This is a genomic window from Pseudoxanthomonas sp. 3HH-4 (assembly GCF_006716465.1).
In the GTDB taxonomy this organism is placed as follows: Bacteria; Pseudomonadota; Gammaproteobacteria; order Xanthomonadales; family Xanthomonadaceae; genus Pseudoxanthomonas_A.
On sequence record NZ_VFPB01000007.1, the window covers coordinates 127,373 to 142,008 of the forward strand.

The following is a 14,636-nucleotide window of genomic DNA, read 5'->3' on the forward strand; positions in this document are numbered from 1 at the left end:
GGAGCACTGTCGACTATGCCGATCAGGCCCTGCGGCAAGCGCCGCGTCACGACTGTGTATCGTGAGTTCCTCAAATTCAGCCTGGCGCGCCTGTTCGTTCTGACGTTCCTGGCTATTACCATTCAAAGCGCCATCGCGGGACCGGTCAATTCTCCCGCGTCATCCCGCTATGAGATCGGTGCGGGCACGCTGGACGAAGCCCTGCAGACTTTTGCCAATCAATCGAGTATCCAGTTGCTTTACTCGCCCATGCTTGTACGCGGCAAGTACAGCGCCGGCTTGCGGGGTAATCACACCTTGGTCGTCGGGCTCGCCCGACTGCTTTCGGAGCACGGCCTGGCGGCGGTCGCGGTGAACGCTAACACCTACCTTCTGCGAAGCGCGAAGAATCAAGTTCGTGAAGCCAGCGCTCTTGTTGGGCAGACGGAAGCGACTGTTGAAGCCAGCGTGACCGAGCTCGCCACGGTCGACGTCACCGGTACGCGCATTCCGCAACCCTCCCTGGAATTGTCCGTCCCTGTGACCTTGATAACGGCGGACGAAATTGAGCGTAGTGGGCAGCAAACGCTCTACGCTCTATTGAGCGAGCGCCCCGGCCTCGTGAGCCATCACCCCATCACCGTGGCCAGCGAAGGAAGGTACTATCCAACGGTAGTTGCATCTGGCGCCAGTCTTTATTCTCTCGGGCCGAGGGCAACGCTTTATTTGCTGAACGGCAAGCGCATGTCCTCATTCGGACTCGCATCCAGCGATCTCGGCGGACTCGTCGATCTGAATAGTATTCCTTTGAGTTTCATTGATCGCATTGAAATTCTGCGCGGCGGTGCCTCTGCGATTTATGGGGCAGACGCAATGGCCGGCACCATCAATATCATCCTGAAGAAGGACTATGAGGGGGGAGAAATTTCATCACGCCTTGGCGTCTCCCAGCGGGCAGATGCCCAAGCCCGCCAAACCTCCGTGATCTTCGGAACGCGGACACGATCAGGTGGAAATCTGTTGCTCGCGGCGAACTTGCTTTCGCAAGGCGAGCTCGAAGGCGGTCGCCGCAGATGGCACACCAACGATCGCTCCCGATTCGGATTGCCGGACGACCGCGTATTTATTGGGTTCGCGACCCCAATGGGCGTTCCCCTACTTCCACTTCCGCAATGCCAAGCGACAGGGAACGACCCAGACTCTCCTCATTGTCGCTTGGACTCCGCAAGATATCGAACCCTGCAGCCCGGAGTGCACAACAAGTCCCTGTATGTCCGGTGGGACCAGGAGCTGGGCAGTTCACTATCACTGTATTTTTCTGGCCTGCGCACTCAGAGCGAACAGACACTTCAGTACTCGCCTATTTTCGGCGTTTTCAGCATACAGCCGTCCCATCCGGACTACGCAACTTCTCCCATCCCAAACTCGGATATCTACTACGCCTTCTATGAATTTGGGATTCCTCGAAACCACACCACCAGCATCACCAATGATCTGTCGATTGGCCTAGAGGGTTTTGCTCACGGATGGAACTGGAACGTCGCACTATCCCACAGCGAGAGCCGGGTTCACAGCACCATCAACAATGTTTTCCTGCGGGATAAGGTCGACGAGAACATCAATCGTGTCCGCATCGATGGGTCGGACAATACGGAGGTCATGAGCGCAATGCGCGGGTCTCTCCATCCCGCCGGATACTATTCAGTCGACACGCTTGAAACCACATCGAATCGCTCGCTGTTTGACGCCTTTGGCACGACCGCACAGGTGGTAGTTGGAATTACGCATCACTCCGTCCGACGGCGGAGCATTCCAGATCCACTGCAAGTCAACGGCGGTCTTGCTCTCGGTTCGCATGGCATTGAGCCGTACAATCTTCATGCTCGCGATTCCGCTGTCTTCACCGAACTCAACTTGCCACTGCACCAGACGCTACAGGCTGACTTTGCCGTTCGTCTCGACCATCATCGCGGTTTCCGGTCCAACACGTCTCCACGACTCGGCTTCAAGTGGACCCCGAGCCGGTCGTTTCTAGCGCGCGCCAGTCTCGGCAAAGGCTATCGAGCGCCCGGTCTGAACGACGTGCGTGTGCCGTTTGACGAAGTTACCGACATCACGACCATGCGCGCCACGCCACAGCTATTGCCCTGCATCCGGGTTGGCTCGGATCGATGTCGGGTGGAGTATGGCGTGGGCGACAACCCTCATCTGCGCGCGGAGTTTTCACGCAGCCTGACCCTCGGCGTGGCGTGGGCCCCGACACATGCCTTCAGTGCTAGTTTAGATCGCTACCAAATTTCGCGCACCGACGAGTTCGGCATTGCGGATGCTTTCCGCTACCCCTCCCTTTTCCCGGAAGGCCTGATCCGCGACGCCAATGGCGTGCTTTATCGCGCCAATCGGTACTTGGCCAACATCGGAAAGTCCGAAACCCGAGGATGGGAGCTCGAATCAAACTATCTGCTTCGGCACGATGAGTTGGGAGAGCTAAGCTTCCACTTGGCGGCACACTATCTCAGTCGACATGCCACTTCGAGCATTATCCAACCCAACGCCGTCGATCACGCCGGCCATGACACACCCAAGCTGACCTTATTGGGCAACGTGCAATGGCGATATGGCCACTGGACTACGGCGTTGACCATGCGCCATTTTGGCTCTTTGCACGCCTATCCCGCCGGAAAGGCATGCCCCAAGGAAAATCGTGATTCTGACAAATGCGCGAATCCGGCAGCGACACTCTGGGGCCTCAATACCCGCTACACAGGCCCGGGAGGCTGGTCATACTCACTTGGCGTCAGCAATCTGCTTGATAGACGTCCCGTGGATTATCGTTTCTACACCGGCGGCTACAACATTGCGGTCGACGACGTTTACGGGCGCTACTTCACCTTGGCCGCGACATATCGATTCTGATATTGGTCTTTCCGAACCGTGATCAACGCTGATCAAGAACGCACACCGCCTGCCAAAGCACTTGTACCGATCACTGACTTGGGATCAAGGCAAGGAGAAGGAGATAGCGGGGCACCGCTTCACCTTGTCCACGAACATCCAGGTCTACTTTTGCGATTCGCATCATCTTTGGCAACGCGGCACCAAGGAGAACACCAACGGCCTATTTCAGCAGTACTTCCCCAAGGGCATCAGTCTTGCCGATGTCTCGCAGGCCGAGCTGGATGCGTGGAACGCCAGCTCAACGAACGGCCACGCAAGATGCTCGGCTACGAAACACCGGCAGAGCGATATTGACAAACTGTTGCGTCGATCGGTTGAATCCAAAGTCGGCGGCAGATACGAGCTTCCTGGCGCATCCTCCGATTGCCCTCAGTTCGCCGCTATCAAGCCTTTGGCGTAAATCTGAATCTGTCCGCGAATGTTTGCCCACAACGATCGCTGCCATGCGAAGGCGAGCAGCATCGCGAGCATGAAGCCGACAGCCAGCGTGGGCAGCGCGAAGACGAACATGCCGAACGCCAGATCTACCGCTGTACCCGCGGCCGCCACCGCAAGACCCCAGAATGCCGCCCGAAGCAGGGAGAACCGCGAGGCGATGCCTCTTGCCCGCAGGGTGTCGACGGCCACATCGCGCGTGTCCATATTCACCACCGCGACCGCCACGCCCAAGCGCGAACGCGTGTCGCCGCCATAGACGATGGCAACACGGTTGCCGGATCTGACGGCGAGCGGGAGATCGACAAAGCTCTCCTGCAGTTCCCTGCCGTCGTCGGTCCTGACAAACAGGGTCAGATGATCCGTGGTGCTTACCGTCGTGGTCGTCGAGGGCGTCCGCGATTGGTAGCTGTCGGGATGGACATAGACGTTGTCGGTCGTCGTGGTGACGTGCGTCCTGGTGTGGCGCTGGACGTCCATCAGCCGACCGGATGTCGCGAACAAATGCAGGTCATCTATCGAGGTGATCCTGGTCAACGTAGTGGCATTGCGTCGCCGGTAGCTTCGGGCGCGCCAGATCAGGAGCGCGAGAATCGTCAGGGGAACCAGCAACAGGACCAGGAGGCCCCCGGCGACGAGGCGACGCGCCATGGCCTCCTTCTGCGCCAGTGCGCGGCTCGCATCGGCCGCGCGCTGTCGAGCCTCCTGCTCCTGTAAGGCCCTGGTTCTGGCGTCAGCCAAGCTTTTGGCAAGCGAATGCGCGACGAAGTCATCCTGGTATTTCGCTGGAAAATAGCGCTCGGCGACCTGACTGACCTCGGCGAAATCGTGTTGCTGCCTGTTCTCGGCTTCCATGAAATTCACCCGGGCACAGATGCGCTTGGCGACCTGCTCGTCGATCGTGCGGCCGACGCACTCGGGTTGCGCCGCGGGCCAGTGGCCGCCGCGGACGGCGGCGTAAGCCTGCAGATATCCGTCACGCAACTGCCTGGCGCGGGCGGGTGCGCGATGCTCGAAGCTTTTCGGACCGTACTTGCCACCCCAGGAGGCTTCCAGCACGCCGGCCAGCAGCAGGTAACGGCCGGCGGTGCGTCCATCGATCTCTCCCGGCGGGCTGCCGTGGTAAGCCGCTTCCACGTCCACCCGCACCTGCCCTGCCGCGGGGTAGTAACGCAGACTGGCCTGGTCGGGCCCGGCGGCCCACGCCTGGCCGACGGCCAGAAAAAGCAGAAGGGAAAGGACGACCGGCATGCGCGAGGACACGCCGCACGCCACAGACGCTTTCATCCCGGTCACCGCGGCACGTAGCCCACGGCGTCATCGGCATACAGCACGATCTGGTCCCAGACGCGGCCGGCATGTTCGACCACGCCACTGCGACGGTAGCGCACGCCCGGCGGCAGGGTTTCCTGCACGTGCGCTTCCATGTCCGGGAACTCCCGCACCTGCACGGTCGCCGGCGCCTGCCATTGCCCGCCCTGCGGCTTGACGCGGTAATCCAGCATCGCCATCCGCGCCATCAGCGGGTCGTGCACGTAGGCCTTGCGCTTGTCCAGGCCCCACGGCGCGACTTCGATCCAGCCGGTCGTGCCGACGATGCCGCTGACCGGCACCAGGAAATCCTTATCCAGGTCGTCGATGGGCGGTGCCTGCGGCGACGGTGCCGCGCGGAAGATCATCGGCATGTCGTTGCGGTGCGCCCACTTGGACAGGTTGCGGCTGCGCAGCAGCGACGGCGGCTGTGCCGACAGGGCGATGCCGGCCGGCACCAGCGAAGCGGTGCGCGGCTCGTTCAGCACCTCGGCAGACAGCGCGGCGAGATTGCGCGGATTGCCGGCGACCACCTTGACGCTCTTGCCGCTGCGGTAGACCAGCGTGGGGAATGCGAAGGTCTTGGAGCGGTCGTAAGGCCGCAACTGGTAGGTGATGCTGTCCATCACGCCGTGGTTGTAGACCAGGCCGCGCTGCGCACTGGCATCGCCCGCGCGCGACGCACGGCCGCTGAACGCGCCGGCGACGCTGGCACTGTCGCGTCCCGCCACCACCGACCCAGCCGCGCTGCCCGCCACCGGGATCCAGCGCAGCTGCACGTTGCCGGCCAGCGCGCGGGTATCGTCGAACAGGCGCTTGCTCCACGCGCAATCGGTGCTGTAGACCACGTACACGGCCTTGGAGGCCGGCTTGCCGTCGGCCGCCCAGATCGCGTTTTCCACGGCATCCATCAGCCGTGCCGCATCGTCGGCTTTGGTGACGACGACCTGCCGGCCCCGGTCCACGGCAAGGCCGGGCTGCGGCAGCACGAGCAGCAGCGACAGCGCCATCAGGCACCGCGCCAGCCGCATCGCCCGCCTTGCAGGCATGCCCTGTGCTGACAAAGAGGGTCTTGTACGTCGATACACGATGCTTGCCGTCATGGCCTTGTCCCCTGTGAATGAAGATGGCGGCAGCGGACGCCGCGTCCGCTGCCGGATCGCAGTGCACGCCTTACTTGCGGCGGATGTCCTGCAGCGCTTCGTTGATCTTGAACAGCACGATCATGATTTCGCAGTAGATGCGCGCCATCAGGGCGGACAGCACCGCCAGGATCGGGGCGGCCACGATCATGCCGAACCCCGCGAATCCCGAGTAACGCATCAGGCCGAAGCCCTTGACCATCAGGACCAGGCCGGAGACGGCGGCGCCGGCCAGCAGGATCCAGTAGATGAAGGTGATGATCTTGGGCGTCACCATCGCGTCGAAGTACAGCCAGTCCCGCATCGTCGTTTCTCCTCGTTGGATTGCAGGGTGTGCGGCGCGCTTCGCGCAGCACGGTTTCCGCGTGGCCTCAGTCGGCCACGCGGCGGTATGTCACGCCCATCGGGCCGGACAGCGTGTCGTCGTCGACGCGGGTGAGCACCAGGGTCGCGCCGTCGACATCGGGATGGCGTAGGCGGATGCGGTCACCGTCCACGGCGTAGCGCATCTGCCTTTCCACGCCGCCGAGGTCCGACGACTGCACCACCGCGCCGCCCCGCTCGAAGCGCAGCCGCGTCAGCCCCATCGAGTCTTCGTAGGTGCCCGTCACCGCGTCGCCGCACGCGGTGATCAGCAGCGCCAGGACCGCCACCATCGCCTTGCGCCAGCAGGCCATGTCAGTCCGCTCCCTTGCCGTCGAACCGCAACTCGCCGAAGGTCGCGGGCTTGTTGTAGTGATCGCTGCCGATCGCGTAGCCGGCCAGGCGCGCGCTGATGACCCGCCCGTCGTTGCGCCGGCTGATGCCGGTGATGACGAAGCGGCTGTCCAGCACCACGCTGCGCATGCCGCTGTTGCGTGTCAGCACGTCCTGCGCCGCCGTCGCGTCCAACGGCCAGAAGTTCAGCTCCTCCGGGTTGTCCACCTGCAGGCTGATCTGCTGGGTGCCGGCCGATGGCGAGGGCTGCACGCTGAAGTTGAACGCACTGCCCGGCATGAACGCATCCAGGTAGTAGCCGCCGCGGCTGGCGTCGTACTCGCCGAAGCGCGCGTTGACGTTCATGCGCAGGCGGCCGACATCGGCCGTGCCGTCATAGATGCCCTGCAGTCGCTCCTGTTCCTCCTTCAGCAGCGCGGGCCGCGTGAACTCGTCGGCGTAGGCCACGCGCGACTGCGCCGCGGCCCACTCGTCGATCGGCGGCGTGCGCCCTTCCAGGCGGTAGGCCAGCATCAGGATCTGCAGGTCGTCGGGGTGGTCGAGCTGGCGATCGCCGAAACGGGCCGCCGCCAGCGCGTCCGATGCAGCAGTGGCCTTGTCCGACGCTGTCCGCGCATCGGTCGATGCAGCCGAAGGCGATGCTCCGGCCGCCTGCGCCGTCGACGCCGACGTCGGTGCGGTCTCGCCCTCCGGTTGTCCGCCTTCGCAGGCGATGAGCGCGACGGTTAGTGCGAGGACCAGGCAGACGCGCGCGCGCCTGCGTGCTTCAGAGGCGGACATCGCTGGCATCGCCGGCCTCCTTCACTTCGGCATCGCGCCGTTGCTGGCCGATGCGCTGCAATTCCGCCTGCAGGCCTTCGACATGCGCGTAGGTGTCGCTCTGCTGGATCATCGCGGTGTGCAGTTCCATCGCCAGACCGGGGTTGCTCCCGCTCAGCACCACGCGTGCGCTGATGTTCAGGCCGCAGCCCTCCGTCCAGCGCGCGCGTGCGTTGTCGGCGCCGCCGGACACGCCGTTGCGGCATCGGTCGAACAACGGGTTGGCTTCCGACAGGGGATTGCCTGCGCGGTCGTAGATCCACTGCAGGTCGCGCGTGCCCGCTGCGTACCCGTTGGGCGAGTCCATGCTCTCGCGCACCTGCGGCTGCCCGTACTTGGCGGTCAGCGCCTGCAGCGTGGCGTCTACCGACGGCATCTGGCCGTCGCGGAACTTCTGCGTGCGCCACAGCACCTGCGCCGTTTCCTTGCCCGGCACGCCTGGCGTGGCCACGCTGACGATCTCGTCGGTGTGTTCCCACTTCAGCTTGCCCCGGCATTCCTGCCACTCGCGGGCGAAGTTGCACGGCCGGTAGCTGCCTTTCTCTACCGTGAAGAACTGCGTGCCCAGCGCCACGCCATGCGTATCCAGGCGATCGAGCCAGCGCTTTTCTTCGGTGACCACCGCCTCCTCGCCCAGGCTGCAGCGCGTGGTGGCCATCGCTTCCTGCAGCGTCATGCCCAACCGCAGCCCGATGATGTCGGGGCCGGCGAGCTCCTTGCGCACCTTGGCCGGACAGCGCAGCGGCGCCGGCCCGTCGGGCCCGGCCAAGGCGGCTTCCTCCAGTTCGTCCAGCGGCACGCCGACTTCTTCCTGGCCGTCGGCCAGCTCGTTACCGCCGCCACAGGCGGACAGCAGCAGCACGGACAACGCCAGCATCGGGATCGGGGTTTTCTTCGACATCATTCCTCTCCAGGTGGACCACGCCCTGCGCAACCGCGGCGCACGGCACGGCGGTTCAATCCAGCAACACGATCGAGACGCGGCGGTTGGCGTCCGCGTCGGGCGCATCGGGCCTTTTCAGCCGGCTTTCGCCGAAGCCCTGCACGTCCAGGCGCGACGGCGCGATGCCGAACGTGCGGCCCAGGTACTCGGCCACGGCGGCCGCGCGCTGCCGCGACAGGCGCAGATTGGCGTCGGCCTCGCCGACGGCGTCGGTATGGCCATGGATGCCGATGCGGCGCGCGGCTAGCGCGGGGGTCTGCAGTACGCGACCCAGTTCGTCCAGCTGCGGCAGGCTCTCCGGACGCAGCGTGGCGCGCGCGAAATCGAACAGGATGTTGAGGTCGATGCGACCATCGCCGGCCAGCGCATCGCCGATGCGGCCGGCATCGTGAAGATCGGCCTGGATCGTCGGCATGGCGACGGCGCACGCCGCGGGCGGTGTCGCCGGTGGGGCCGTCCGGCCGAGATCGAACTGTTTGCACGACGTGCCACCGCTGACCTTGCCGGTGAAGGACCGGCCTTCGGCATCGACATAGCCATCGAAATGCACCACCCGGTAACCGCCTGGCTTGAGCAGCCAGTCCTTCCCTTTCAGCTGCAGTCGGCCGCTGGCGGGGTCGTAGGTACCGGTCATGTTGAAGCAGCCGGTCGGCACGCGCGGGTTGCGCGGGTCGGCATGGAAGTGGAACAGTGCGCTGGCCCGGGTGGGCGTGGCCTCGGTGATGCTGAGCGTCAGGCCGGTCAATCCCTGCGAGCAGACATAGGTGCCCACCCAGGGGCCCAGCACGCTGCGGGTGGGCGGCGCCGGCTGCGCGGCCGCCGTGGCCGCCAACCCCCACGCCAGCGCCGCCACCAGCATTTGCAAAACCTGCCTTCCTTCTTGCCCCCTGGCCTTCACGTCCATCCCCTGTCCCCGGCCGACGCCGGGCATGGGGGGAGACTGGCTGCGCCGCCCGCCGCGCGTCCTCATGGAGGTTTCAAGAAACCTTCAAGCGCGCCGTGATGGGGCTTCCGGCGGCACGAACGGCCGTGTAACCGGCGTTATTATCGGTCGCATGCCTCCCTCCCCATCACCCGATGTCCGGCTCTACCGTTGGCGTTTCGGCACCGTCGAGTTCGACGAGGCCCGCCATGAGCTGCGCGTGGCCGGGCTGGCGGTGGACATCGAGCACAAGCCGCTGCAGGTGCTGTCGGTGCTGCTGCGCCATGTAGGCGAGGTGGTGACCAAGGAGGAACTGTTCGACCAGGTGTGGACCGGCCGGATCACCGTCGATCATGTGCTGGCCACGGCCGTGGGCAAGCTGCGCAAGGCCCTGGACGCGGCCGATGAGGACCGCATCGCCACCGTCCCACGCGTGGGCTATCGCCTGGAGGGGCCGGTCGAACGGGTGGCGCAGGGTCAGCGGCGGGAGACCTCGCTGGACTTCGCCGCCGGCCAGGCCGTGCCCGGCCGCGAACACTTCGTGCTCGAGCGTCCACTGGGCCGCACGCTGGGCAGCGAAGTCTGGCTCGCGCGGCAGCCGCGCACGCGCGATGCGCGCGTGTTCAAGTTCAGCCTGGGTGGCGAGCGGCTGGCGGCGATCAAGCGTGAGGCCACGCTGATGCGCGTGCTGCGCGACACGCTGGGCGAGCGCGACGACTTCGTCCGCGTGCTGGACTGGAACTTCGAGAGCGAACCGTTCTTCCTGGAGTGCGAGTACGGCGGCCAGGCCCTGCCCGACTGGGCGGACGAACACGGCGCGCTCGCCGGCTGGGACCGCGCACGCAAGCTCGCATTCTTCCTGCGCATCGCCGCGGCGGTCGATGCCGCGCATGGCGTGGGCGTGCTGCACAAGGACATCAAGCCTGCCAACGTGCTGGTGCGCGCGCGCGGCGACGAGGCGTGGCAGCCCTGTCTGACCGATTTCGGCAACAGTCGCCTGCTGCAGCCGGAACGCCTGGCCGAGCTGGGCATCACCGGCATGGGCATGACCGTGACCACCGCCCACAGCGGCGACGGCTCCGGCACGCCGCTGTACCTGGCACCGGAACTGATCACCGGGCAACCGGCCACGGTCCGTAGTGACGTGTATGCACTGGGCGTGCTGCTGTACCAATGGTTGATCGGGGACCTGCGCCGGCCGATGGCACCGGGCTGGGAACGCGACATCGACGATCCACTGCTGGTGGACGACATCCGCCGCGCCACCGATGGCGATCCCGCGCAACGCCTGGGCAGCGTGGCCGAACTCATCGATCGGCTGTCCTCGCTGGCGCAGCGCGGCGCGCAGGCGGACCAGCAGGCCGCCGCGGCAGACGCCGCCCGGCGCGTGCAGCGCGCGCTGGAACATACGCGCGCGCGCAGGCCGTGGGTCGTCGCCACCATCGCCATGTTGAGCGTCGGCCTGCTGGCCAGTTCGGCGCTGTGGTGGCGCAGCGAACAGCAGCGCAAGAGTGCGGCGATGCAGGCCGCGCGCGCGGAGGCGGTGACGCGCTTCCTCAGCGACGACCTGATCGGCGCGCTGAGTCCGGGCGGCGCAGGCTTCGAAGGCGATCCCACGGTGCGGCAGATGCTGGAGAAGGCGGGCAAGCCGCTGGCGCAGCGCTTCGACCAGGATCCTGCCGTGCGTGGTGGCATCCACGCGGCGCTCGGTGACGCGTGGCGCACGCTGGGTGATCGCGAACGAGCCGCCAGCCATCTTAGGCAGGCAGTCCAGGACTATGGCCGCGCATTCGGCGTGGATGATCCGCAGACCCTGATCACGCGCTATGGCCTGATCAGGACGCTCGCGTATGCCGGCACCCCCGAGTCCTTCGCTGAAGGAACGCGCCAGCTGGAGGAGGCCGACAGGCTTGCAGGCAAGACGCGGCTGCAAGGCGAGAATGAGGTCGCTCTATATGCGGCCATCGCACGTGGACAGCTTCACTTCCAGCAGTTGCAGATAGAGCCCTCACTGGTGGCGCACCGGCGGGCCGATCTCCTGCAGCGGGCGCTGCGACCCGACGACGCCTCGATGGCGGCGTTGATCCGCTCCAACATCGCCGATGGCCTGCTGCGCTCAGATAGGGCGGACGAGGCGATTCCTCTTCTGCAGAACCTGTTGGCTGATCCTCTGTTGGACCCCAAGCGTATCGGCGAATCAACGGTTGCTGGCTACCGTGTGATGCTGGCTCGCGCGCTGCGCAACCTGGGGCGCTATTCCGAGGCACTGCCCATCGCCGAGACTGCAGCGACAACGACCGAGCGCATCCTTGGTCCCGACGATTACACCACTCTTGTGCAAATGTCGCTGGTGGCAAGCATCCACGACTACGCGGGAGATTGCGCCAAGGCCTTGCCCATCGCACGCACGGTGCGCGAGCGCATGGCAAAGCGCTATGGCGAAGAACGCCAGGCTACTCTGATCGAGACGGGCAACCTGGGCTTCAAGGAATACGACTGCGGCGATCGAGCGGCGGGTCTGGCCTACCTGCGCCGGGCAGAAAGCGGCCTTCGTCGGCATTTCGGCGAGGACAACGTCGCCGCGCACAGCTTCCGCTATGCCCTCGCTGGCCACCTGGTCACTGAAGGCCAGTACACGGAAGCTCTCGAATTGGTCGAGGGTCTCAGCGTGCCGGCGTTGACCGCGGGCGATTCCACCCCCGGCTGGGGGCATCGGCTGCAGGCACTGCGTGGCCAGATCCTGATGCAATCAGGTCGCGTGCAGGAAGGCCGTCCTCTGTTGGTCTCCGCCATGGCCGCACTGGGCGAAACAGGTGCAGCAGAGGAAGACGACATGCGCGAATGGCAGCGCCTTCTGCAAAGCCCTTGAGACACGGAGAACTGATGCTTCGCCCTGAGCACCGCTTCAGTACGGACAGATATCCGCTCCGGCAGTAGTGAGCATAGAAAGCTCGGATCAAGCCTTTTGGCAAAGAAATTTGCTCGACTCAAGTATTGGGTTAAGCCATCAAGCAAAGCCAAGCTCTGGGTGACGATGACATGAATTTTTTAAGCGTCCGGGGCGGCATCACTCACAGGGGGAGAGCATGAAAAAGACCATAGCATTGATGATCGCCCTGCTCGGGGCGCAAGCGATGTCGGCGCATGCCACCGTTGAAGACACCGCCGCCCTGGCACACTACCCTCAGCCAGATCAAGTACGGTCCGATGTTCTGGCAAGCGCAGGCAACGCTGAGCCCGAGGAGATCGCCGGGCGCCAGGCAGGCCGGCTGATGATGCTACATGGCGCCTTGGCTCATACGTGGAGCAGCAGCGGCAACGTATCGCAGGCCCCACCGCCAGCCCGGGAACTGCTTGAGGCATACAGCCAGGCATACCGCTCGATCGATGAAAAGGAACGAGCCGAGCCCTACTGGCGTGAGAAGTGTGGCTACCTCGCCAATCTATTCGATACCTGCCGCCGCAAGCGCTTCACATACGAATTTCAGCACTTCAAAACCAGCGTGCAAGCGGCAAACGACACGGCCCAGCTCTACTTTCCTTCTGAGTACCAAGATCGCTTCGTGGACCTGACCGGCGTTGGTGGTAGTCGACAGCGATTCGCGGAGTATCAGAGTGAGCGTCGTGAGGCCGGGCGCGCGGATGAACATCGATCATTTCGGAAGAAGTTGCCTGCACTGCTCGGCGGACTATCGCTCATCCCCTTATGCATGGGCTTCGCCCTGTTTGGCATGGCACGCAGGATAGGCACCTCACTGAAGCGCTACGAGTTCGACAACACCACCGCGGGTGGCGTCGTGGAGTTTTCGAGCTTCGAGGCATCACAGGCCCACGAGCGAAAGCAGGCGCTGCAAAAGGTGATCGCCAACATCGGCTACTTGGTGTTCGTAGTTGGCGTGCTGGGGCTAGGCGGGGCTGTAGGCGTGCTGATAGCCAACTCTCAATAAGGGTCACGCAGCACTAAGCGACTATGGAAAGGCATCCGCATCGTCACTAACAGCAGTTGCGAGTTCAATTTCTGAGGCATTTCCGCTTCCGGCCTTGGATTCAACCGATCAACGCAACAGTTTGTCGATATCGCTCTGCCGGTGTTTCGTCGTCTTGCGTCGCCGTTCATTGAGCTGGCGTGCCATGGCATCCAGCTTAGCCTGTGATACATCTTCCAGGCTGATGCACTGATACGCCTCCCACTCTCTCAGCATCGCCGCAGGCGAACGCATCCAGCGTAGTCGGCCCCTTGAAGCCGTTGGCCTTGAGGTAAGGACAAAGCGGACCGTATTCGATGGCACAACCGACTACGCAGCAATCAGATTAGCTATGTAGCTACAGGCAACGACCCATTCACTTGCGTGCCCCCACCAAGTCACGGCAAAGCTAGAATTGCGGACGCTCAAGCTTACGGAAGAACTCAAAAATGGCCAAAAAAAGTATGGACATCCATGACCTCCTTGATCGCGCACAACTCTCAGCAGATCAGTCACCCAAGACGCATATTCTGTATGAATACGAGGGTGAGCGCTCTATCGACGTAGATGTGATGATCGAGAATGGAATCTTCCTTTGGCACGATCTGATTCACGCTAGCGAACTAGACGACATCAGCCCCTTGTGGAATCTAGCCAGCTCCTTGCTGGAATCGACGCCACGCACGACGCCTCAGTCCACGGTTGATGCCCTTCGACAGCAGATCATTCTGGAAGCAATCGTCCCTGATGGCTGGGACTTCAAGAAATTCCGTGCTTACAAAGGAACCTTGATATCGGCGATCTACTTCCACGAGGCAAGGCGACTCTATGCGAAGGGCGAGATCGATAGAGCATGGCATGTGACCACAACCGCTTACTACTACCTTGGCACGAGCACCACGATGTCTGCATCACGCTTCTTGGCGAAAGCATCGGCGCGTAACCACGACGAGGATACGGAGTATCAAAGGTCTCTCGTGCTCTGGATCCTTGATCAGCTCAAGAGCGATAGGCATGTAACGAGCATTGAGAAGGCAAAGGATGCCGTCATAGCGTTTATAAGGAAGAGGGAAAAGCTCCAATCAGAGTTCACCAAGCTGGACAGGTTGTCCTCGAGCCCAAAGCACAAGACTGAACATGATGCACTCGATCGTCTTCGGAACACGCTCGATGATTGGGCGAAACCCAAGGGTCCCTACCCTGAGATGGCCCACGCCTTCGCCGCGTTCAAACGGAAAGCCAAAACCGAACAGCAGGCCACTGACAGCGTCCAACCCATGGGAACCGCCGAAGATATCGAGTTCTGCAAGCCGGACTATTACCTTCGCATCCTCAACGTCTTGGAGAACGGAGACTTCCTGACGCTGAAGCTGTCTAGGGACGAGCGGGAGGAAGAATCCACCTAGCACATCCGACTTCAATCTGCAAGACCGTCTACGCTATAC

At 63.4% G+C, this 14,636-nt stretch carries 11 protein-coding genes and 1 pseudogene; 5 read left to right on the forward strand and 7 right to left on the reverse strand.

Going from position 1 to position 14,636, the window contains the following annotated elements:
• The first annotated feature begins 15 nt into the window (after window positions 1-15).
• Window positions 16-2,895 carry a TonB-dependent receptor gene (locus tag FB548_RS18190; protein WP_142126223.1) on the forward strand — a complete coding sequence of 960 codons (2,880 nt, stop codon included), beginning with the start codon at window positions 16-18 and terminating at the stop codon, window positions 2,893-2,895.
• Window positions 2,896-2,923: 28 nt separating this feature from the next.
• A pseudogene (locus FB548_RS18195) lies at window positions 2,924-3,231 on the forward strand (IS30 family transposase); the annotation flags it as partial.
• Between the two features lie 75 nt (window positions 3,232-3,306).
• On the opposite strand, the gene FB548_RS18200 reads toward FB548_RS18195, so the two are convergent.
• From FB548_RS18200 to FB548_RS18230, 7 genes are all read right to left on the reverse strand, one after another.
• Entirely contained in the window at window positions 3,307-4,635 is a 1,329-nt protein-coding gene (locus FB548_RS18200; RefSeq protein ID WP_142126224.1) for a hypothetical protein, read from the reverse strand.
• A 29-nt stretch (window positions 4,636-4,664) separates the two neighbouring features.
• On the reverse strand, window positions 4,665-5,732 hold the full coding sequence (locus tag FB548_RS18205; RefSeq protein ID WP_142126225.1) for a hypothetical protein: 1,068 nt from the start codon (window positions 5,730-5,732) through the stop codon (window positions 4,665-4,667).
• Between the two features lie 124 nt (window positions 5,733-5,856).
• Window positions 5,857-6,129: a DUF4282 domain-containing protein gene (locus FB548_RS18210; RefSeq protein WP_142126226.1), complete on the reverse strand. Its 273-nt coding sequence runs from the start codon at window positions 6,127-6,129 to the stop codon at window positions 5,857-5,859.
• 67 nt (window positions 6,130-6,196) lie between these two features.
• Window positions 6,197-6,502 carry a hypothetical protein gene (locus tag FB548_RS18215; protein ID WP_142126227.1) on the reverse strand — a complete coding sequence of 102 codons (306 nt, stop codon included), beginning with the start codon at window positions 6,500-6,502 and terminating at the stop codon, window positions 6,197-6,199.
• 1 nt (window position 6,503) lies between these two features.
• On the reverse strand, window positions 6,504-7,322 hold the full coding sequence (locus tag FB548_RS18220; RefSeq protein ID WP_221625996.1) for a hypothetical protein: 819 nt from the start codon (window positions 7,320-7,322) through the stop codon (window positions 6,504-6,506).
• On the reverse strand, window positions 7,309-8,262 hold the full coding sequence (locus tag FB548_RS18225) for a hypothetical protein (protein WP_142126229.1): 954 nt from the start codon (window positions 8,260-8,262) through the stop codon (window positions 7,309-7,311). Before FB548_RS18225 ends, FB548_RS18220 begins: the two co-directional genes overlap by 14 nt.
• A gap of 55 nt (window positions 8,263-8,317) precedes the next feature.
• Window positions 8,318-9,163, reverse strand: a complete 846-nt coding sequence (locus tag FB548_RS18230) for an OmpA family protein (RefSeq protein WP_221625997.1) — start codon at window positions 9,161-9,163, stop codon at window positions 8,318-8,320.
• Window positions 9,164-9,359: 196 nt separating this feature from the next.
• On the opposite strand from FB548_RS18230, the gene FB548_RS18235 reads away from it, so the two are divergent.
• The 3 genes from FB548_RS18235 (at window position 9,360) to FB548_RS18245 (ending at window position 14,597) form a co-directional block, all read left to right on the forward strand.
• The gene (locus FB548_RS18235; protein WP_185742171.1) at window positions 9,360-12,095 is read left to right on the forward strand and encodes a winged helix-turn-helix domain-containing protein; all 2,736 of its coding nucleotides are present in this window, start codon (window positions 9,360-9,362) and stop codon (window positions 12,093-12,095) included.
• A gap of 217 nt (window positions 12,096-12,312) precedes the next feature.
• A complete protein-coding gene (locus tag FB548_RS18240) occupies window positions 12,313-13,173 on the forward strand; it encodes a hypothetical protein (protein ID WP_142126232.1) in 861 nt (286 codons plus the stop codon).
• 482 nt (window positions 13,174-13,655) lie between these two features.
• Entirely contained in the window at window positions 13,656-14,597 is a 942-nt protein-coding gene (locus tag FB548_RS18245) for a hypothetical protein (protein ID WP_142126233.1), read from the forward strand.
• Window positions 14,598-14,636 lie beyond the last annotated feature (39 nt).